The organism is Paenibacillus sp. FSL R5-0490 (assembly GCF_001956215.1).
Taxonomy (GTDB): Bacteria; Bacillota; Bacilli; order Bacillales; family Cytobacillaceae; genus Cytobacillus.
Genome location: NZ_MRTQ01000001.1, coordinates 178,414 through 198,837, shown reverse-complemented (window position 1 = coordinate 198,837; position 20,424 = coordinate 178,414). Strand labels below are relative to the sequence as shown.

The window sequence follows — 20,424 nt, the reverse complement described above, 5'->3', positions numbered from 1 at the left end:
TTACATAAATTCAGCTGCAAGTTTATCAAAGTGAGCTTGATCAAGTTGAAGATCCGCTTGGGATAATGGAGTTTCAGAGTAACCTGAAAGCAGCTCCTGATATGACTTTCGCTCAGTGTCCTGATAGATTAGGCCAGTTACAAGACCGCTGTGCTTCATAAGAGTCTGCATAGCCATTTCGCGGCTTGAATGATCATAGCCTTCCACATCGCTAAGCTTTGTCAGGTTTTCTTTAAACCAGTCATATGTGTTTACTTTGTTGTATGTAACACATGGGCTGAACACATTAATTAAAGAGAAGCCATCATGCTTGATTCCTGCTTCGATTAACGCAGTCAGATCTTTAAGGTCGGTTGAGAAGCTCTGCGCCACGAAGGTCGCACCAGCTGTTAATGCCATTTCCATTGGAGAAATCGCCTGTTCAATTGAACCTTGCGGAGTGGACTTAGTTTTGAAGCCGGCCGCAGAACGAGGTGAAGTCTGTCCTTTTGTTAAACCATAAATTTGGTTATCCATTACGATATAAGTGATGTTCACATTACGGCGGATCGCATGGATCGTATGCCCCATACCGATCGCAAATCCATCTCCGTCACCACCGGAGGCGATAACTGTTAAATCGCGGTTAGCCATTTTAACACCCTGGGCGATCGGAAGTGAACGTCCATGAATGCCGTGGAAACCAAATGAATTGATATAACCGGAAATACGTCCGGAACAGCCGATGCCCGATACGACAGCTAAGTTCTCAGGCTCTAAACCAACGTTCGCTGCCGCACGCTGAATCGCAGCCTGCACGGAGAAGTCTCCACAGCCCGGGCACCAGTTTGGTTTTACATTATTTCGAAAGTCTTTAAATGTGGCCATTTAGAACAACTCCTTGCATTTTGTGTGAATTTCATGCGGCAAGAATGGATTTCCGTCGTACTTTAATAGCTTATATACTTTCTCAGCATGTCCGACGTTCATCTTCATGATGTTGGCTAATTGTCCTGTAGCATTGTTTTCAACTACGGCGATTTTCTTAGCTGTTTTTACAAGCGGCAATAATTCATCAGATGGGAAAGGATGAATCAGGCGAACTTGTGCATGATTTACTTTAATTCCATCCTGTTCAAGCCTGCTCATAGCTTCCTCAATTGCGCCTCTAGTAGAGTTGAAGCCAACGATCAGCAAGTCCGCTTCTTCATGTGGAGCATTCTTGTGAACAGGTGTATTGAATTTAATATTTTCAACCTTGCGGAAACGCTTATCCATTTGAGCGTTGCGGTTGGCAGCTGATTCTGAAGGTTTTCCAGTTTCATCATGCTCAACACCTGTCACATGGTGGATTCCGTTCTTCATGCCAGGAATTACACGTGGAGAAACTCCATCTTCTGTAACCTCAAAGCGCTTAAAGTAACCTTTGTTTTCGATTTCAGGAAGTTCTTCTGTAACAAGTTTTCCGCGGCGGATTTCAACTTTACTGAAATCAAGCGGCTCCACTGTCTGTTTTCCAAGAGAAAGCTGCAAATCTGATAGGATTATAACCGGGCACTGGTATTCCTCTGCCAGGTTGAAAGCTTCAGCAGTATCATAGAATGCTTCCTGTACAGTGCTTGGAGCAAGGACGATTTTTGGAATCTCGCCATGAGTTCCGTAAATCATTGCCATTAAATCAGACTGCTCCTGTTTTGTTGGAAGTCCTGTGGAAGGTCCTCCACGTTGTGTATCCACGATAACCAGAGGTGTTTCAGTTATCCCTGAAAGGCCGATTGCTTCCATCTTAAGGGAAAGCCCTGGACCGGCAGATGCTGTAAGTGAGCGGACACCAGCGTAGTTTGCACCGATTGCCATTGTAACCGCGGCAATTTCATCTTCCGTCTGGATAACAGATCCGCCAAGCGCAGGAAGCTTTTTAATCAGGTATTCCATGATTTCGGATGCAGGTGTGATTGGGTATGCGGCCATAAAGCGGCAGCCGCCTGCAAGTGCACCAAGAGCGATTGCATCGTTTCCGATCATAAATAAACGCTTCAGACCGTCAGCTTTTTCAAGCTCCATTAATTCCACATCATCGCTAAGCTTTTCTTTCATGAAATCAAAGCCTGCCTGAATGGCTTCCATGTTCTTATCGACAACCTGCTGTCCTTTTCGTCCAAAAATTTCTTGAACTACTTCTTCAAATACTTTAATATCTAGATTTAGAACTGCACATGTCGCACCGACAGCAACCATGTTTTTCATCAGGGATGTTCCTAGCTCTGTAGCAATCTCTGTAAAAGGCACTGCAAACAAAACTGCATTCGTATCTTCTGGCTGTTTAGGATCAAATTTCGCATCTGCAATCATGATCCCTTTATCGTGAAGTTCTTTGTAGTTTAAATCGATTGTTTCCTGGTCGAAAGCTACCAAAATATCTAAATCGTCTGATATAGAACGGATTTGTGACGTGCTGACGCGAATCTTGTTGTTCGTGTGCCCGCCTTTAATTCGTGATGAAAAGTGGCGGTAACCGTACAGGTAGTAGCCTAAACGATTTAGCGCAATGGAAAAAATCTCTCCGGTACTTTCAATACCTTCCCCTTGCTGTCCTCCAACTTTCCATGAAAGTTGATTGATCATCTCTTACACCCCTTTAGATACGTTAAGAAATTATGTAAAAACGCTTTATTTATATCAGTGTAGTACTTGTCCAGTCACTCCGCCATTTCAACATGCATTTTAGGCTATATTCTGGAAGATGGATGGGTACTAAACGCTTTCAATTCTAGACCTATGTGTCTAAAAAAGCAACCCTTTCCGTATATTTATCGATTAAAAGATGAATATTTTTTTATTTTTTGAAAAATGCTAAAAAGATTATTTAATTGTGGATTTTTGAGGTTCCTCACATACCTTGATATATCGTTTTTTCAACATTTTCACCTTGGAAACCTGCTATAAAAATTACGAAATAAAAATTTTTCAGCTTGTATATCAGAATAATATTTTAACAGTTCATTTATCAGGTTATCGTATTTTCTTGCATCCTCCAAATCTGTAACTTTCCCATCTGTACCATCAAAATCCGAACCAAATCCGACGTGATTCTCTCCCCCAAGTGAACATACATATTCCAGGTGCCTGAGAACATCAGTAATTGCCGCTGTTTGTTTGCCTGCTAAAAATTCAGTCACAAATGTAATGCCCATCACACTGTCCCTGTCAATCATCGCTTCAATCTGTTCGTTCGTTAAATTGCGCGGATGCGGGCACATAGTATAGCAGTTTGAATGAGTGGCAATAGGATAGTCGGCCCATTCCATCACATCCCAGAAGCCCCGTTCAGAAAGATGGGAAACATCACACCATGCTTTACTGGCATTTAATTCATGTACCACCCCTTTGCCAAAAGAAGATAGGCCTGCCCCTCTCTCCTCAAGCACTCCATCCGCTGCACAGTTGGCATAATTCCAGGTTAACCCCACTGAAGATACTCCCAGCCTGAGAAGCGTCTTCAATTTAAGCAGATCGCAGCCAACCGCGTCGCAGCCCTCCAGGGTCAGCATCGCTCCTGTTTCATCATCTTTCAGCCTGTTAATGTCCCGGGTGCTTCTAATGAGCTTTAATTTAGGATTGGGTTTAAGCACTTTCTCGTAAAACAGATTGACCATATACAGGGCTGCGTTGAACTTCATTTCCGGATGGACGGATTCCGGAACATATATGGCAAAGCACTGAACCTTTAGGTCTGATGCCTGAAGCGCTTCCAGATTCACCTGAAGACTGCCTGAATTTTGAAAGTCAATCCTTCTGTCCATAAACATTTTATATAGAACATCACAATGTGCATCAAATATTTTCAAGCGTTCTTCCTCCCTCTTTTTCTCCATAGGATTATCTTATTAAAAAAAGAACCTGTTTGCCTATGACGCAAACAGGTTTTATTGTTTTTGTGAGAATCTATATTTTACTGACTTATGCATATGACAAAGGATGATTTCCCATTCTGAAGCTTTTGGGCTAACGCGGCTCCACAATCAGCTTAATGGCAGTCCGTTCTTCGCCGTCGATCAGGATATCCGTGAATGCAGGGATACAAATTAAATCCACTCCGCTAGGCGCTACGAATCCTCTTGCGATCGCTACTGCCTTAACAGCCTGGTTCAATGCACCCGCACCAATTGCCTGGATTTCCGCATTTCCTCTTTCGCGAAGAACTCCAGCAAGCGCACCAGCTACAGAATTAGGATTAGATTTTGCTGAAACTTTTAATATTTCCATTCCTAGCTCCTCCTCGTTTTACCCCTCCTGTATGCCTTGCTCAAAGCGCAGATTTAACCTTCTGTAATGGCCGAATGCCTTCAGTCAGGCCATTTCTTTCCGTTCATACACCAACCGCTTTGATGGAATTTAGCACCAGGTCTATATATCATTCCATTGCTACTATATTCAGATTGGAATTCACATATTCCGGCTTGGACAAAAAAAGCAGGGTTTCACGCTGATTTTCTTCAGGATTTCTTTCTTGTTCAATGAAAACGCACCTGTAGTCTTGTTTCTGCTAATACAAAAAGACTGCAATCCGGCCATCCGGATGCAGTCTTTTATCAGTTTATGAGTAAAAAGGATGGTCATCATTAATTAGGATCCGGTCAATTTTTTTGGCCAATCCTGTTTTAGGGTTTAGTTCAATGACCGCTGCGCTTAACTGGTTCCTGCCTTCTTTCGGAACTTCAAATCGAACCGGGAGCCCTGAGATAAACCTTTTGATCACTGCTTCTTTTTCCACACCAAGGATACCGTCATAAGGGCCTGTCATCCCGACATCAGACATAAAGGCCGTACCGCCAGGCAAAATGCGGTTATCGGCTGTCTGCACGTGGGTGTGCGTACCTACGACTGCTGATACTTTTCCATCCAAGTACCAGCCCATAGCCTGCTTTTCGCTTGTTGCTTCTGCATGGAAATCAACAAAAATAAATGGAGTCCTTTCCCGGGCTTCTTTTATCAGTTCATCTGCCTTTTGGAAAGGGCAGTCACTTGTATTCATAAAAGTCCTGCCCTGAAGGCTGATAACTGCTACTTCCTCAGTATTAAACTTCAAAAAAACCATGCCTTTTCCAGGATTGTTAGAAGGAAAATTAGCCGGACGAACCATATATTTCGCGCGGTCAATAAATTCAAAAATTTCCCGGTTATCCCATGTATGATTCCCGAGTGTCACCGCCTGTGCACCAGCCTCAAGAAATCCCCGATAAATCTTTTCCGTAATTCCTTTCCCTCCTGCTGCATTTTCCCCATTAATAATCGTGATATGCGGCCGGTATTTTTCTTTAAGCTTTGGTACATATTCAGTGATCATATCCCGCCCCTGGGATCCCACTACATCTCCGACAAACAATATATTCATGTCATATCCCTTTCTGTTTTTAAAGATATATGTATGCTTTTTCAGTCCTTTTTATTAGTGTAACACAGTTTCCTGCCCCAATTTAAAGCACACCCTGAAAAAGAAATAAAGCGATGCATGTGCATCGCTTTATTTTGCATATTCAACGGCCCTCGTTTCACGGATAACCGTGACCTTGATGTGGCCTGGATAATCAAGTTCTTCTTCAATCTTCTTACGGATATCCCTTGCCAAACGATGAGCTTCAAGGTCATCAATTTGTTCAGGCTTAACCATAATGCGGATTTCGCGTCCAGCTTGAATGGCGAATGATTTTTCAACACCATCATAGGATTCAGAAATCTCTTCAAGCTTTTCAAGACGGCGAATATAGTTCTCAAGCGTCTCTCTTCTTGCTCCAGGTCTTGCTGCTGATAAAGCATCAGCTGCAGCGACAAGTACGGCAATGATTGATGTTGGCTCTGTGTCACCATGGTGGGAAGCGATACTGTTTATAACAACAGGATGCTCCTTATACTTAGTGGCAAGCTCCACACCGATTTCAACATGGCTTCCTTCCACCTCATGATCGATTGCTTTACCAATATCATGAAGCAATCCTGCCCGGCGTGCCAATGTTTCGTCCTGTCCCAATTCGGCAGCCAGCAATCCTGAAAGCTGAGCCACTTCCATTGAATGCTTTAACACATTCTGGCCGTAGCTTGTACGGAATTTTAATCGGCCAAGAATTTTGATTAAATCTGGATGCAGGCCGTGAACACCAACCTCAAAAGTGGTTTGTTCTCCGATTTCGCGGATGTGTTCATCCACTTCACGGCGGGCCTTATCAACCATTTCCTCAATCCGAGCTGGATGGATGCGGCCGTCCTGAACCAATTTGTCTAAAGCTAAGCGTGCAGTCTCACGGCGAATTGGATCAAAACCGGATAAAATAACCGCTTCCGGCGTATCATCGATAATGAGATCAATTCCGGTCAGAGTTTCCAGAGTACGGATATTACGGCCTTCACGGCCAATAATGCGCCCTTTCATCTCATCATTTGGCAGGTTGACAACTGATACAGTAGTTTCTGCTACATGATCAGCTGCACATCTTTGGATAGCCAGTGACAGGATTTCCTTCGCTTTCTTATCCGCGTCCTCTTTTGCTCTGGTTTCGCTCTCTTTTACCATAATGGCGACATCGTGAGCCACTTCCTGCTCCGTGCGCTCTAAAATGATGGACTTTGCCTCTTCACGAGTCAAGCCTGAGATGCGTTCCAGCTCAGCTTGCTGCTCTTTAATCATCACTTCCACTTTGCTTTCCATCTCTTCAATATGCTGTTGTCTTTTGCTAAGAGAATCGTCCCTCTTTTCTAAAAGCGCTTCACGTTTATCTAACGTTTCATCTTTGCGATCAAGGTTCTCTTCTTTTTGCATTAAGCGATTTTCTTGTTTTTGCAGTTCATTTCTTCGATCACGAACTTCACCTTCCGCATCTGTGCGGAGCTTGTGAATTTCATCTTTCGCTTCAAGCAGGGCTTCCTTCTTCGTAGCCTCAGCTTCTCGCTTTGCGTCTTCCAAAATCTGCTCTGCAGCATCTTTAGCTCCTGCAATTTTAGCTTCGGCAATTGATTTGCGAACAAAATAGCCAACAAAAGCACCGACGATTAGGCCAAGCAAAATGGAGATGATTGCTGTTACTAGATCCATCATTTCACCTCCTCTTGCTATGAACTTGTTTGTGTTACGTTTTTTAAAGTGTTGGCATGTACATTGTCCAATTCAATATACAGCACTAAGGCTTTTAAACGTTTCAATCTTCAAAAAGCACTGGGCATCCATCAGACGGCTGGCAGTTTATTAACGTATGAAAAGCCAATGGAGCCTGCAGCCAGACAAAGTCTGACTCAATAAGAATTTCTTTACATATAAAATGTAAAATATACATTTTTAATTGTAAAGCTGTGAAATTTTATTGTCAAGGGTTTGTCTTAACGGCTTTTCTTAATATTTCGATTGGTTTGAACACTTTTAAGAAAAGCGCAAGCGCCTTGCCCACCCCCGACAAGCACAAGACGAGCCTCCCGGAAAGGCGTTCTTTGCCTTTTTGGGAGGATTGGCTTGTGACCTCGAGGGGGTAGGCTGCTTGCGTTAGACAGTTATCGACGTTCAAAAATTATATGCTTTCTTAATCTTTATGAAGAAAAAAAGCAAAGCCACTCAGGACTTTGCTTTTCCTTAGTATTAATCGATCAGCTCGAATTCTTCCTGCTCTTCGTCTCCGCTGGCTACTTTTTCTTCATCAAGTCCATAATGTTCGCGGATTTGTTTTTGGATAGTCAGGCGGATTTCAGGGTTTTCCTTTAGGAATACTTTGGCGTTTTCACGGCCTTGGCCCAGGCGCTCCTCGTTGAATGAGTACCATGAACCGCTCTTTTGGACAATATCCAGCTCAGAGCCAAGATCGATGATTTCACCTTCCTTGGAGATTCCTTCACCATACATGATGTCAACTTCCGCCACTCGGAATGGAGGAGCGACTTTATTTTTGACAACTTTAATCTTTGTCTTATTACCGACCATTTCATTACCTTGTTTAAGAGTTTCTGCACGGCGCACTTCAAGGCGGATGGAAGAGTAGAACTTCAACGCGCGTCCCCCTGGAGTCGTCTCAGGGTTTCCAAACATAATTCCGATTTTTTCACGGATTTGGTTTATGAAAATCGCGATTGTCTTTGATTTGTTGATTGCGCCTGATAGCTTACGAAGTGCCTGTGACATAAGGCGGGCCTGCAGACCCACATGGGAGTCACCCATTTCTCCTTCAATTTCAGCCTTGGGAACAAGGGCTGCCACAGAGTCAACTACAAGAATATCAATAGCACCGCTTCGAACAAGGGCTTCTGCAATTTCAAGCGCCTGCTCCCCGGTATCCGGCTGGGAAAGAAGAAGCTCGTCAATATTAACACCAAGTTTTTGTGCATAAACAGGGTCTAAAGCGTGTTCGGCATCGATAAACGCTGCTTGTCCTCCGCTTGCCTGAACTTCTGCAATAGCGTGCAGGGCTACTGTTGTTTTACCTGAGCTCTCCGGGCCATAGACTTCAATAATACGTCCTCTTGGATAGCCGCCTACCCCAAGAGCTGAATCGAGTGCAAGAGATCCGCTTGGTACAGTGGAAATTCTGCGGTCAGTCTGTTCCCCGAGCTTCATGATAGAACCTTTACCAAATTGCTTTTCTATTTGTTTTAACGCCATTTCAAGAGCTGCTTGACGATCACTCACTAATAGTTCCTCCTTTTATATAGACGAATCTGTCTTTTGATTAGATTCGTTTTGTCTCATCTCAAAACCTAACTCTACTATAAACCTTTTCAATGCATTTGTCGAGTAAAAAGTCGAACATCCATTCGATTTTTTTCTCTTGCACATTATGCCCGAAAATATCAGGAGTGCCGGGGAAAGTGAGGTTTTTCAGGGGTCAATCAGTAGTTGAAATCGCATTTCGGCAAGAAGTCTGCCTTTTGTTTTGGCTACTAAAAACTCAGAACACATTTTCAGGCGTTCTGAGTTTCTTTTAAGGCTTTAATAAGGAAATGGCAGCCGTATTTTACTGTACGAACCCGATTGGCTGCCCTGGTTCCTCCAAGGTTCAGCTTTTCGGTCTGGACCGGCCTTCCTTTAATCCAGATGCCTATATATACTGTTCCGACAGGGTTGCCTTCCAATTCATCCGGGCCGGCAACACCTGTGAAGCTGATTCCGATATCGGCATTTGTAAGGCTTGCGACATTCTCAGCAAGCTCGGCGGCACACTGTGCACTGACGACCCCGTCGTTATCAATCGTTTCTTTGCGGACTTTTAATACTTCAGCCTTAACTTCGTTTGTGTAGCAGACCACTCCGCCCTTTAAAAGTCCGCCGGCTCCCGGAATGGATGTAAACACCTCCTGGAACATGCCGCCTGTTAAGCTCTCCGCTGCGGAAATAGTCATGCTGCTCTCCTTAATCAGCTTGGTTAGCTCATACATCAGGGAAGTATCATCATAGCCGTAGAAGTATTCGCCGACACGATCGAGGATTTTATTTTCCGCTTCATCAATCAGCATCATGGCCGTGTTAGGCTGACTATGCTTTGCTGTGAGCCTCAGAGTAACTTCCCCATCAGATGCAAGCGGGGCAATGGTTGGATTGCTCTGAGCATCGATAATATCTTCAATCTCCGTTTCCAGCATGGCTTCTCCAATTCCGAAGAAGTGCAGCACCCGGGAAACAATCACATCATCGGTGCCCAGCTTGGATTGCAGGGCAGGAAAGGCATGTTTGAGGAACATCGGCTCCATCTCGTTTGGCGGTCCCGGAAGAAGCATGAAAACATGCCGGCCATTATCGGCAATCATTCCGGGTGCCATTCCATGCTCGTTAGGAAGCACCTGTGCATCCTCAAGAACCAGGGCCTGTTTTTTATTATTCTCAGTCATCTCTCTGTTGGTGCGTTTAAAATAAAGCTGTATAGATTCCAGCGCCTGTTCGTCCATGAGGAGCTCTTTGCCAAGATGGCGGGCAATCGTTTCTTTTGTTAAATCATCCTTGGTCGGTCCCAGGCCGCCCGTGAAGACGATCAGGTCAGAACGGCTTTCGGCTATTTTAATCACCGATCTCAGGCGCTCTGGGTTATCTCCAACCACTGTATGGTAAAAAACGTTAATGCCCAGTTCAGCAAGCTGCCGGGAAAGAAAGCGGGCATTTGTATTAACGATTTGTCCAAGTAAAAGCTCAGACCCGACAGCAATAATTTCAGCATTCATTCAAAAGCCCCCTTCCAGGTAAAGTAATTTATTTTGAGTGTATGAAGGCCTGCTTGTTTTTAGCAAAGTAGTCCCAGCCGGACCAGATTGTAAAGAACATCGCAACCCACAGGGCAATCAGATCAAAGCGGATTGAAACCATTTCAAAAATAATATTATGTAAAAGCAGTGCAGAAATGGCCACAATTTGGGCCCATGTTTTAATTTTGCCAAGCTGATTAGCTGCGACTACTTCTCCTTCCCCTGCCAGAACAAGCCTTAAACCTGTTACAGCAAATTCCCGGCTGATTATAATAATGACAATCCATGATGGAGCAAGGTTAAGATCAACCAGCACAATTAATGCTGCAGAGACGAGAAGCTTGTCTGCAAGCGGATCAAGAAACTTGCCCAGGTTTGTAACCAGATTGTATTTGCGGGCAAAGTAGCCGTCGACCCAATCGGTAACCGAAGCAATAATAAAAATAAGAGCTCCAATCAGATGGGTAACGGGCATTTCAGCTCCTAACAACTCTATGTTTCCCCATGAAAAAGGGACGAGCATGATGAGCAGAAATATTGGTATCAAAAAGATACGGGAGACTGTAATTTTATTTGGCAGATTCATGTTTTACCTCCAAGTATATTAAATGAAGCTATTTACAGAAAAAGTCTAAGACATTTGCTGCAATCCTTTTACTAATAATTTTTACATAAAAAGCGAAAATAGTCATCTAAAGATGACTATTCGGTCTTCGGCGCGTACTTTATCGTTATATCCTGCTTGACGGATTGTGAAGGCGGCACTTTGTACTCAATTTTTTCGCCGTTTACATAGATTTCAGTTTGAGTCGAATTTCCGACTACAATGGAAGCTTCCGTTTCTTTTGAAAAGTCTACCTTCTGGCTTTTCGTGCCTTCCGCAGTCAGCATTCCCTGGAAGAGGGAATCCCCTTTTCCGTTCTTAATATTCACCCAAGTTTCTCCTGTAGACAAAACTTCCAGTTCAAACTTGTCCGCATTTTTCAATTCATAAACCGTTCCATTTCCACTGGATTGAACAACAGCAACCTCCTGCTTTGGCTTTTCCTCGGCTTCCTGGTCCTTGTCATTTTCCTCAGCAGCATCTTTGTCAGCAGATTCTTCTTTCTTTCCTGCTGGTTCATCTTTTTTATTTTCGGCGAGGTTTTCAGACTCTTCTATAACTGTCTGTTCATCAGTCAGATCTGAGGGCTTCTCTTCATTATCCGCCTGATCTTTGGCCCCGAGAAAATTGTATAGGACTGCAATGAGGCCAACAATGAATACGCCAATGAGAACCTTTGGAAGAATATCAAATACTTTTGAAGTCCTGCCGGAAAGATCTTTCCTGGACTGAACGCGCGATAGCTTTTCTGGAATATCATCATTCACCTGTGCCGGAATATCATCTTTAAACTGTTCGAAAATTTCTTCCGGTTCAATTCCAACCGCTTCAGCATACTGTTTTATAAATGCCCTGACATAAAACTTACCGGGCATCATGCTATAATCGCCCTCTTCAATTCCCGCCAAATAGCGTTTTTGTATTTTTGTGACCTTCTGCAGATCGTCAAGGCTCATATCTTTAGCCAGCCGCGCTTCTTTTAATCGATTGCCTAGTTCTGTCAATTTACAACACCTTCCAACTTACTAAAAATCAAAGCCTCCAAAGTCAGATTCAGAGAACATATTGTTCTTCTCCACCACATCATATGTTATCTCTTCATCATGGTCGTGACGAAGCTCAATAATATAATCAAAATCATTAAGAGAGTATTCAGTATTTTGCACAAAAATATCGGGATGCTCTACTACCTTGACTGCCGGGAGGCGCATAATTTCCCGGACGAGCTGCCAGTGCCGTTCGTTGGCACGTCTGGTTGAGACAATTCCGTCTATTATGAACAAATTGTCTTCATTATATTCATCCTCAATCAGCTGATTTCGTATCGTCTGCTTTAGCAGCGTGGATGAAACAAATAGCCAGCGTTTGTTCGCACAGACACTTGAAGCAACTATGGATTCTGTTTTTCCAACCCTTGGCATTCCCCTGATCCCTATTAGCTTGTGCCCTTCCTGTTTAAATAATTCAGCCATGAAATCAACCAAGAGCCCAAGCTCGTCCCTGACGAACCTGAACGTTTTCTTATCGTCGGCATCCCTTTGTATATATCTTCCATGGCGCACGGCCAGTCGGTCCCGGAGCTTAGGCTCCCGGAGCTTAATCACTTTAATCGTGTCCATCGTATTAAGAATGGACTTTAGGCGTTCAATCTGTTCATGGTCTTTAGCCAAAATCAGCAAGCCTCTGCGGCCTTCATCCACGCCATTGATCGTGACAATATTAATGGAAAGCATACCCAGCAGGGAAGAAATGTCACCAAGCAAGCCGGGACGATTCTTTTGGATTTCATATTCCAAATACCATTCTGTTTTCTCCACCGGAAAACCTCCTCTTGCATGATGCGCATGTATTTGCGCATTTTATATATATATGCAACTCTTTTTGGTATGTAAAATTTTATTAAACTTATCCTAAATTTTCATCTAGGTTCTATAATATATGATTTTTTGCCAATATGAAAGGAAAAACCCGTTTGGCGGAAAGGAAATGTTTTTGAGGAAAAGCAAAAAGAGAGGCAATCCTCTCTTTTTGCTGATTACTATTATTTTCTTAGCGGGTACCATCGTTCTGAACAAGCTTTACCATCATATTGGCAATGGCATGCTGCTCATCAGGGCTTGCTACAGACCAGAGGTCAGCCAGGATTTTTTCCTGGTCATTCTTTGGCTCCACTTGCTTGGCTAAATAATCGCCGATTTGATAAGCAAAGTCATTTACTGTTTCCTTATTCATTCCCTGGTCCATTCCCTGATGAAGACGATCGCCAAGGAAATCTTTCCATTGCTGCCAGTTATCTAGTACAGACATAATTTTGCCTCCTTTAAATGTTGTACAATTATATTGTGCTTAGGGGCTGAATAAAATATGCATGCACTTAGACATGACTCAAAAAACATGTGACACTTCTTTGAACGATCTGCAGTTACGTATACCAGCCGCCATTCACTGCCATAACCTGCCCGGTAATATACGATGCCTTTTCCGAAAGAAGAAAGGAAATGGCGTTGGCTATGTCAGCCGGCAAGGCAAGCCTGCCCATAGGAATTTCACTTTTCACAGCATTAAGCTCTTCTTCTGTAAAGTCCTTCAGCATGGCCGTCTCAACTGCACCCGGAGCAATAGCATTAACCCTTACCCCGTTAAGGGCAACCTCCTTGCTTAAAGCCTTTGCAAAAGCAATTTGTGCACCCTTTGCAGCCGAGTATGCAACTTCACAAGCGGCACCCGTCTGCCCCCATATCGAAGAAACCACTATAATGTTCCCGCTCGCCTTTGTTAAAAGTTTCGGCAGAAGCTCTTTCGTCAGGAGAAGCGGCGAGGTCACATGGAGGTTCATCAGAGCTTCCATTTCCGTTTGCTGAATTTCAGTAAGAAGTCCATATTGAGCTGTTCCGCTATTATGAATAATGGCATCAAGTGAAAATATGTCAGGAATAATTTTTTTATACCCGCCTGGTACAGACAAGTCTGCCTGGATCGGAATATATTCTCCGCCAAACCTTTGCAGGCGGTCCAGAAGCCTGGTAATGCCATCCCTATTATGATTGTAATGCAAATAAAGCGAATAGCCTTCTTCTGCCAGTTTGACGCTGACTGCCTGGCCGATTCCTCCGCTCGCTCCAGTTATTAATGCAAATTTCTTCATTTCATATCCTCCCGAAAAAAGCAAAGCGCCATTTAATGGCGCTCTGCTGAAACTGCTTGTTATTTCTTAGGGACAACCTGGCAAACCGTAAACCGTTCTTCACTTATCAAATTACCAGCCGCATTTTCCACATCCTCAAGTGTGATGCTTTCAAGGGTCGGCACAACATTAAATAAATCCATTTCATTAAAAGCATACCGGGTAAATTGATTGGCGATATATTCCGGTGAATTGACAGCCCGCAGGAATGCACCTATTTTCTTCTTTTTTGTCCGATCAAGTGTTTCCTGTGAAATAGCTCCCTTTTCCCTTGCATCCAGGAGCATCTTTTGCAGTGTTTCAGCCAACCGGTCAGGATTGTTTGTGTCTCCGCCCACCATGGCAAATCCAAAACCCTGCTCCTGTGTATAATCAAAGGAGAATGTGTCATCAATTAATCCTTCACTGTACAGTGTGCTGTAATGCTCAGAGCTTTTACCGAACAAGATATCCAGAAGCACATTCAGACTCAGCTCATTTTTAAGCATTTCTTTGCCTGACTGATTTGCAGTACTGCTCTTTATCCCGACCAGGCACTTTGAGGTCTGGACATTCATCTCAAGAACTTTTTTCTTCTTGGCCGCTTCAGAAGGCTCTTCTTCGAATTGGCGTTTGATTTCCGGTATCTCTTTATAATCCTTCTTGCTTTGGTTATCTCTCACCTGAGTCATAATCTGATCCGGATCAACGGGTCCGACTATGAACAGCAGCATGTTGCTCGGGTGATAGAAAGTTTCATAGCATTCATACAGCATATCTTTCGTGATATGAGAAATGGACTCGATCGTACCTGCGATATCAATTTTAACAGGATGGTTTTTAAACATATTTTCGATCAGTCCAAAATATAAGCGCCAGTCAGGATTGTCATCATACATGGTGATTTCCTGGCCGATGATTCCTTTCTCTTTTTCAACAGTCTTTTCTGTAAAATAAGGGTCCTGCACAAAATCAATCAGCGTTTCAAGGTTCATCTCTACATTAGACGTGCTGGAGAATAGATAAGCTGTCCTGGTGAAAGATGTAAAAGCATTAGCCGATGCTCCCTGTTTGCTGAATTGCTGGAACACATCCCCGTCTTCTTTCTCAAAAAGCTTATGCTCCAAAAAATGTGCAATCCCATCCGGAACTTTTACATACTCTTCCTTTCCGGGGGGCAGGAAATGATTGTCGATTGAACCATATTTAGTCGTAAACGTGGCATAAGTCTTGTTAAATCCCTTTTTCGGCAAGATATATACATCCAGCCCATTTTCAAGTTTTTCATAATACAGCTCTTCCTGAAGCTGGTCAAAAGTGATTTTATCCATTACTTGCCCGCCTCCTTTCCTGTCAGAAAATACACAGTATCCAAACTGACCTTCTTGGCTGTCGCGGCAATTTCCTCTTTTGTTACCTTATCCATTTCATCCATCCAGGTTTGAAGGGTAATTTCTTTTCCTGACACAACATTATGGTAAAGAACCTCGACAATCCCGCGTGCTGTATCAACAGTCTCCAGAAGCTGGTTTTTAATGACTGCTTTGGTCTGTTCCATTTCCTGTTCTGTAAAGTCACCATTCTTCATAGCTTCCAGTTGTTCTTTAATAATACTCACTGCCTGGTCATAGTTGCTGTTATCGATTCCGGACATCACCATCATTAACCCTTTATGGCTTTCCAGGCGGCTGGCTACATAGTATGCGAGACTGGCTTTTTCCCGGACGTTCAAGAACAGTTTTGAATGAGAAAAACCTCCGAAGATTCCATTGAATACCTGAAGCGCATAATATTCCGGGTCACCGTACACGACATTTGTCCGGTAGCCGATATTGAGTTTCCCCTGCTTCACATCCTGTTCTTCCCGGACTTCGTTTACAGATTCCTTCGTTCTAACTGGAGATGCTGGCGCTGTCTGAGGTGATCTCTTTTCAAAAGTTAAAAGCTCCCCTGCATATGATTCGGCATCTGCCTCATCTACGTCACCTATAACATATAAATCAAGCTCATCCTGCGCCAATGCCTGCTGATAATATTCATAAAGGCTATGAGGAGTGATATTGTCCACATCATCTTTCTCGCCATGCACATGCAGTGCATAGGGCTCATCTTTGCACATTTCCTGAACCAGCCGAAAATTGGAATAGCGCATTTTATCATCGTAAACTGATTGAATTCGCTGTTTAAGTGTCCTTTTTTCTTTTTCAACTGTATCCTCGTCAAAAGAGCCTTCATTCACATTTGGCTTAATCAGGATTTCCGCTAAAAATTGGAACGCTTTTTTCAAAAGAGGAGTTGGATCTGAAAGAAATTTTTCGTTTGCGATTTCAACTGAAATGGTAATGACATGATACTCGCCCTTTTTCGCCAAATCGACGAAAAGCGTAGCACCATATAATTCATCAAGGTAAGCCCGCAGCTTTCCGGTTGAAGGGTAGGACGCACTGCTGCTCTGCAATACATGAGGCAATAGGGATCTTAATGTAACTGTACTCTTTTCAAGCGGAGCTTTCATTTTCCAAACCAGGGTATTGGTTTTATATTTCTCTGTTTTAACCACGTGAAGCTTATAGCCATTCATGGCTTTTACGGATTCAGAGATTACGGCCATGTCTTTTCCTCCTGTCAGTAATAGATGAGTCCAAAGTACGGTCAATAGTAAAAAGAGGGAGCATCCCCTGTATGTAAACACTTTGCTGCTATCTTCTATAATGTCCTTTGTAATAAATCATATTCTTACTATACCTTGCCCTATTTCTTTATTTCAAGTTATTGGCTGTATTGGAAGGTTTATATATTTTTTATAAGTGATGGTTTTTAATAAGATTCTGAACAGCAAAAAGCCCCATTTCCGAAAAGAAATGAGGCTTTGTGTGTTAACGTTTTCCTTTTATATAAGGAGTACCAGATGCTTTTGGAGCATCCGCGCGTCCGATGAAACCCGTTAATGCCAGAATCGTTAAAACATATGGCGCAATGAGAAGATAGACATTTGGAATATTTTCAAGGAATGGAAGGCTCGAGCCGATGATGCTCAAGCTTTGCGCAAATCCGAAGAACAAAGCCGCGCCCATAACACCAAGCGGATGCCACTTACCAAAGATCAGTGCTGCAAGAGCCATAAAGCCCTGGCCGCTGATTGTTGCATGCCCGAAGTCTGAAGAAATAGATTGTGCGTACACGCCGCCGCCTATCCCTGCAAGAGCTCCTGAGATTAAAACCCCAATGTATCTCATCCTTGTTACATTGATACCCATTGTATCCGCAGCCATTGGATGTTCACCAACCGCCCGAAGCCTTAACCCGAATGGAGTCTTAAACATCACAAACCAGGCTAGGAATGCAACGGCAATGGCAACGAATGAAGTGTAATAAGTGTTTGAAAAGAATAATTTACCAATAAAAGGTATGTCACTCAAAAATGGAATATCCACTTTGCTGAATCCTTTTTGAATGATATCTGTCTGGCCTTTTCCATAAATGAATTTAACCAGGAACAGTGCTGCACCAATTGCAAGAAGGTTAATCGCAACCCCTGACACAACTTGGTCTGCTCTAAAGGTAATAGAAGCAACAGCATGCAGGATGGATAGCAGAGCTCCAACAACCATAGCTGCCAGTAATGCAACCCACGGTGTCATACTGCCAAATACATCAACAAACGTAAGGTTAAAAACAATAGCAGTGAAAGCTCCAATTACCATTAAGCCTTCTAATCCAATATTTACAACACCGGAGCTCTCTGAGAAGTTTCCGCCCAATCCAGTGAAAATAAGCGGGGCTGCCCAAAGCAAAGTTGATGGAATAATAATTAATAAGATCTCCATTAAGCCCACTTACTTCACCCCCTTTTTGCTGATACGGTCAATAAAAATGCGAATCATATAGCTTGCTGCAACAAAGAACACGATAAGAGCAATGATAATATCAACAAGTTCATTTGGAACTCCAGCTTCAAGCGGCATGTTTAAGGCGCCGACCTTCAAGCTTCCGAATAGCAATGCTGCAAAAATAATTCCAATTGGACCATTTCCGCCTAAAAGTGCTACCGCAATACCATCAAAACCTACTCCGGTAAAGCCGCCCTTAATGGCTGCATAGCCGAATGTACCCAATGCTTCCATCGCACCCGCAAGACCTGCAAATGCTCCTGAGATGACCATTGATAGAATGATATTTTTGCTGACGCTCATGCCTGCATATTCAGATGCATGCTGGTTAAAGCCTACAGCCCGCAATTCGTATCCCTTCGATGTTTTCTCTAATAGGAACCACATAATAAACACACATGCTAAAGCAATTAAAATTCCCCAATGCAGACGGGAATAATCAGTTAATCCCTCAAGAAACGGGGAACGCAATGATGCAGATTCTGCAATCATCTCAGTCCGGTCACTTTTTTCTGAAAGAACAGTACGGATAATATAGTTGGTTACATGCAAAGCCACATAGTTCATCATTATCGTGACAATTACTTCATGCACTTTGAACTTGGCTTTCAAAAGGCCCGGTATAAAGGCCCACAGCGCACCAGCAGCTGCAGCTGCGAGAACCGCGAGCGGCAGATGGATGAATTTTGGAAGATCAAATGCAACCCCTACCCAAACAGCTGCAAGCCATCCGACGATCAGCTGTCCTTCAACACCGATATTAAATAAGCCTGTACGGAAAGCAAATGCAACTGCCAAACCAGCCAGAATATAAGGTGTGACCTGTCTGACTACTTCACCAGTGTAGTAGATTTCACCAAAAGCACCGTTCCATAAGGCAATAAATGCAGATCCGGCATTATATCCAGTTGCTATCATAATGATTGTGCCTACTAATACCCCGAGCAGAACGGCAACTAGAGGTACGACAATGTTCTTCATGCGATTAGACATGGTTTTCGCCACCCGCTTCCTTCCGTTTAGAACCGGCCATCAATAAACCTAATTCTTGTTCAGTAGTTTGTTTCGGGTCAACTACTGCTACAATTTCACCCTCATAAATAACAGCGATCCGGTCGCTGACATTCATTATTTCATCCAATTCGAATGAAATAAGCAGCACTGCTTTCCCCTGGTCACGCTGTTCAATCAGACGTTTGTGAATGTATTCAATTGCTCCAACATCCAGGCCCCGTGTCGGCTGAGCAGCGATCAGGAGATCCGGATTGCGGTCAATTTCACGTCCGATTATGGCTTTCTGCTGGTTACCGCCTGAAAGTGCCCTTGCAAGTGTATATTCACTTGGTGTTCTGACGTCGAATTCTTTAATCAGCTTTGTTGCTTTGCTGTAGATTTGTTTAAAATTCAGAACACCTTTTTGAGAAAATGGAGCTTTGTAATAGGTTTGCAGAACCATATTTTCTCCGATTGGAAAATCGAGGACAAGTCCATGCTTATGACGGTCCTGAGGGATGTGCCCTACACCAGTCTCCGTAACTTTACGAGGAGACATATTCACAATTTCTTTGCCATTCAATTTAATTGAACCGCTTTCAGATTTCCTCAAGCCAGTGATCGCTTCAATTAACTCTGACTGTCCATTCCCGTCTACACCGGCAATACCGACAATTTCACCTGCCCGTACATTGAGGTTAAGGTTATTAACAACACCAAGCCCCCGTGAATCTTTCACATTTAAATCATGAATCTCAAGCACCTGCTCCTGCGGCTTCGAGTCTGTTTTATCCGTTTTAAAAGTGACTTCCCTTCCCACCATTAAGCTGGCAAGTTCATTAGGGTTCGTTTCAGTGACATTAACAGTACCGATTCCAACTCCTTTGCGGATGACCGTTACCCGATCACACACTTCCATGATTTCCTTCAGCTTGTGGGTGATAAGAATAATAGATTTGCCTTCTTGAATTAAAGTTTTCATAATCTGAATTAACTCTTTAATTTCCTGTGGAGTCAGAACAGCAGTAGGCTCATCGAAAATAAGGATTTCAGCACCCCGATAAAGAGTCTTTAAGATCTCCACCCGCTGCTGCATTCCAACTGAAATATCGGATATTTTCGCCTGAGGATCAACCGCAAGGCCATATCGCTCAGAAATCTCCCTGACTTCCTTCTCAGCCTTTTTAATATCTATTTTTCCGCCTTTGGTTGTTTCTTTTCCCAGAATAATATTTTCAGTGACAGTGAAACGGTCAACAAGCATGAAATGCTGGTGGACCATTCCGATGCCCAAGTCATTTGCTATATTAGGATCGGTGATGCGCACCGGTTTTCCTTTAACTTTAATTTCACCCTTTTCAGGCTGATAAAGGCCAAAAAGGACGTTCATCAACGTTGACTTGCCTGCACCATTTTCGCCAAGCAGCGCATGAATTTCACCTGGTTTCAGCTGAAGCGTAATATTATCATTTGCAACGATACCAGGAAACTCCTTGCGAATGTTGAGCATTTCAATAACATAATCCATTTGTTTCACTCCTTGCTCAAAATATAAGGAAATCATTAGTAGTAAGAGGTCAGACCTTGGG

19 protein-coding genes are annotated in these 20,424 nt (G+C 43.2%); 1 reads left to right on the top strand and 18 read right to left on the bottom strand.

Going from position 1 to position 20,424, the window contains the following annotated elements; all coding sequences use genetic code 11:
• From BK139_RS00945 to rny, 6 genes are all read right to left on the bottom strand, one after another.
• The gene (locus BK139_RS00945) at positions 1-867 is read right to left on the bottom strand and encodes a 2-oxoacid:ferredoxin oxidoreductase subunit beta (protein WP_076255897.1); all 867 of its coding nucleotides are present in this window, start codon (positions 865-867) and stop codon (positions 1-3) included.
• Positions 868-2,604, bottom strand: a complete 1,737-nt coding sequence (locus tag BK139_RS00940) for a 2-oxoacid:acceptor oxidoreductase subunit alpha (protein WP_076255895.1) — start codon at positions 2,602-2,604, stop codon at positions 868-870.
• A gap of 299 nt (positions 2,605-2,903) precedes the next feature.
• Entirely contained in the window at positions 2,904-3,854 is a 951-nt protein-coding gene (locus BK139_RS00935; RefSeq protein ID WP_076255894.1) for a dipeptidase, read from the bottom strand.
• A gap of 130 nt (positions 3,855-3,984) precedes the next feature.
• The gene (gene spoVS / locus BK139_RS00930) at positions 3,985-4,245 is read right to left on the bottom strand and encodes a stage V sporulation protein SpoVS (protein WP_009330666.1); all 261 of its coding nucleotides are present in this window, start codon (positions 4,243-4,245) and stop codon (positions 3,985-3,987) included.
• Between the two features lie 331 nt (positions 4,246-4,576).
• Complete coding sequence (locus BK139_RS00925) at positions 4,577-5,374, bottom strand: TIGR00282 family metallophosphoesterase (RefSeq protein WP_076255892.1); 798 nt, start codon at positions 5,372-5,374, stop codon at positions 4,577-4,579.
• A 129-nt stretch (positions 5,375-5,503) separates the two neighbouring features.
• Complete coding sequence (rny, locus tag BK139_RS00920) at positions 5,504-7,069, bottom strand: ribonuclease Y (RefSeq protein ID WP_386850996.1); 1,566 nt, start codon at positions 7,067-7,069, stop codon at positions 5,504-5,506.
• A 60-nt stretch (positions 7,070-7,129) separates the two neighbouring features.
• Between rny and BK139_RS23790 the strand changes: the two genes are divergently transcribed.
• Entirely contained in the window at positions 7,130-7,270 is a 141-nt protein-coding gene (locus BK139_RS23790; RefSeq protein WP_175609037.1) for a hypothetical protein, read from the top strand.
• A gap of 330 nt (positions 7,271-7,600) precedes the next feature.
• Here BK139_RS23790 and recA read toward each other — a convergent pair whose 3' ends face one another.
• The 12 genes from recA to BK139_RS00860 form a co-directional block, all read right to left on the bottom strand.
• Positions 7,601-8,641 carry a recombinase RecA gene (gene recA, locus BK139_RS00915; RefSeq protein WP_076255890.1) on the bottom strand — a complete coding sequence of 347 codons (1,041 nt, stop codon included), beginning with the start codon at positions 8,639-8,641 and terminating at the stop codon, positions 7,601-7,603.
• Between the two features lie 272 nt (positions 8,642-8,913).
• Positions 8,914-10,164: a competence/damage-inducible protein A gene (locus BK139_RS00910; RefSeq protein ID WP_076255889.1), complete on the bottom strand. Its 1,251-nt coding sequence runs from the start codon at positions 10,162-10,164 to the stop codon at positions 8,914-8,916.
• Between the two features lie 28 nt (positions 10,165-10,192).
• On the bottom strand, positions 10,193-10,771 hold the full coding sequence (gene pgsA / locus BK139_RS00905) for a CDP-diacylglycerol--glycerol-3-phosphate 3-phosphatidyltransferase (RefSeq protein WP_076255887.1): 579 nt from the start codon (positions 10,769-10,771) through the stop codon (positions 10,193-10,195).
• A gap of 116 nt (positions 10,772-10,887) precedes the next feature.
• Positions 10,888-11,793 carry a helix-turn-helix domain-containing protein gene (locus BK139_RS00900; protein ID WP_076255885.1) on the bottom strand — a complete coding sequence of 302 codons (906 nt, stop codon included), beginning with the start codon at positions 11,791-11,793 and terminating at the stop codon, positions 10,888-10,890.
• A gap of 21 nt (positions 11,794-11,814) precedes the next feature.
• On the bottom strand, positions 11,815-12,606 hold the full coding sequence (locus tag BK139_RS00895; protein ID WP_035330727.1) for a YmfK family protein: 792 nt from the start codon (positions 12,604-12,606) through the stop codon (positions 11,815-11,817).
• 232 nt (positions 12,607-12,838) lie between these two features.
• Positions 12,839-13,096, bottom strand: a complete 258-nt coding sequence (locus BK139_RS00890; protein WP_076255883.1) for a DUF3243 domain-containing protein — start codon at positions 13,094-13,096, stop codon at positions 12,839-12,841.
• Between the two features lie 115 nt (positions 13,097-13,211).
• Positions 13,212-13,934 carry an elongation factor P 5-aminopentanone reductase gene (gene ymfI, locus BK139_RS00885; protein ID WP_076255881.1) on the bottom strand — a complete coding sequence of 241 codons (723 nt, stop codon included), beginning with the start codon at positions 13,932-13,934 and terminating at the stop codon, positions 13,212-13,214.
• Between the two features lie 59 nt (positions 13,935-13,993).
• On the bottom strand, positions 13,994-15,283 hold the full coding sequence (gene yfmH / locus BK139_RS00880; protein WP_076255879.1) for an EF-P 5-aminopentanol modification-associated protein YfmH: 1,290 nt from the start codon (positions 15,281-15,283) through the stop codon (positions 13,994-13,996).
• Positions 15,283-16,563 (bottom strand): EF-P 5-aminopentanol modification-associated protein YfmF, encoded by a 1,281-nt coding sequence (gene yfmF / locus BK139_RS00875; protein ID WP_076255877.1) that lies wholly within the window; start codon positions 16,561-16,563, stop codon positions 15,283-15,285. Before yfmF ends, yfmH begins: the two co-directional genes overlap by 1 nt.
• A 265-nt stretch (positions 16,564-16,828) precedes the next feature.
• Entirely contained in the window at positions 16,829-17,788 is a 960-nt protein-coding gene (locus BK139_RS00870) for an ABC transporter permease (RefSeq protein WP_076255875.1), read from the bottom strand.
• Positions 17,789-18,835, bottom strand: a complete 1,047-nt coding sequence (locus tag BK139_RS00865) for an ABC transporter permease (RefSeq protein WP_076255874.1) — start codon at positions 18,833-18,835, stop codon at positions 17,789-17,791.
• Entirely contained in the window at positions 18,828-20,363 is a 1,536-nt protein-coding gene (locus tag BK139_RS00860; protein ID WP_076255872.1) for an ABC transporter ATP-binding protein, read from the bottom strand. Before BK139_RS00860 ends, BK139_RS00865 begins: the two co-directional genes overlap by 8 nt.
• Between the last annotated feature and the right edge of the window lie 61 nt (positions 20,364-20,424).

Excerpts from the sequence above, each read along its gene's own strand:
- BK139_RS00945 (WP_076255897.1), bottom strand. The coding sequence starts at position 867 with ATGGCCACATTTAAAGACTTTCGAAATAATGTAAAACCAAACTGGTGC.
- BK139_RS00940 (WP_076255895.1), bottom strand. The coding sequence starts at position 2,604 with ATGATCAATCAACTTTCATGGAAAGTTGGAGGACAGCAAGGGGAAGGT.
- BK139_RS00935 (WP_076255894.1), bottom strand. The coding sequence starts at position 3,854 with ATGGAGAAAAAGAGGGAGGAAGAACGCTTGAAAATATTTGATGCACAT.
- spoVS (WP_009330666.1), bottom strand. The coding sequence starts at position 4,245 with ATGGAAATATTAAAAGTTTCAGCAAAATCTAATCCTAATTCTGTAGCT.
- BK139_RS00925 (WP_076255892.1), bottom strand. The coding sequence starts at position 5,374 with ATGAATATATTGTTTGTCGGAGATGTAGTGGGATCCCAGGGGCGGGAT.
- rny (WP_386850996.1), bottom strand. The coding sequence starts at position 7,069 with ATGATGGATCTAGTAACAGCAATCATCTCCATTTTGCTTGGCCTAATC.
- BK139_RS00910 (WP_076255889.1), bottom strand. The coding sequence starts at position 10,164 with ATGAATGCTGAAATTATTGCTGTCGGGTCTGAGCTTTTACTTGGACAA.
- pgsA (WP_076255887.1), bottom strand. The coding sequence starts at position 10,771 with ATGAATCTGCCAAATAAAATTACAGTCTCCCGTATCTTTTTGATACCA.
- BK139_RS00890 (WP_076255883.1), bottom strand. The coding sequence starts at position 13,096 with ATGTCTGTACTAGATAACTGGCAGCAATGGAAAGATTTCCTTGGCGAT.
- ymfI (WP_076255881.1), bottom strand. The coding sequence starts at position 13,934 with ATGAAGAAATTTGCATTAATAACTGGAGCGAGCGGAGGAATCGGCCAG.
- yfmH (WP_076255879.1), bottom strand. The coding sequence starts at position 15,283 with ATGGATAAAATCACTTTTGACCAGCTTCAGGAAGAGCTGTATTATGAA.
- yfmF (WP_076255877.1), bottom strand. The coding sequence starts at position 16,563 with ATGGCCGTAATCTCTGAATCCGTAAAAGCCATGAATGGCTATAAGCTT.
- BK139_RS00865 (WP_076255874.1), bottom strand. The coding sequence starts at position 18,835 with ATGTCTAATCGCATGAAGAACATTGTCGTACCTCTAGTTGCCGTTCTG.
- BK139_RS00860 (WP_076255872.1), bottom strand. The coding sequence starts at position 20,363 with ATGGATTATGTTATTGAAATGCTCAACATTCGCAAGGAGTTTCCTGGT.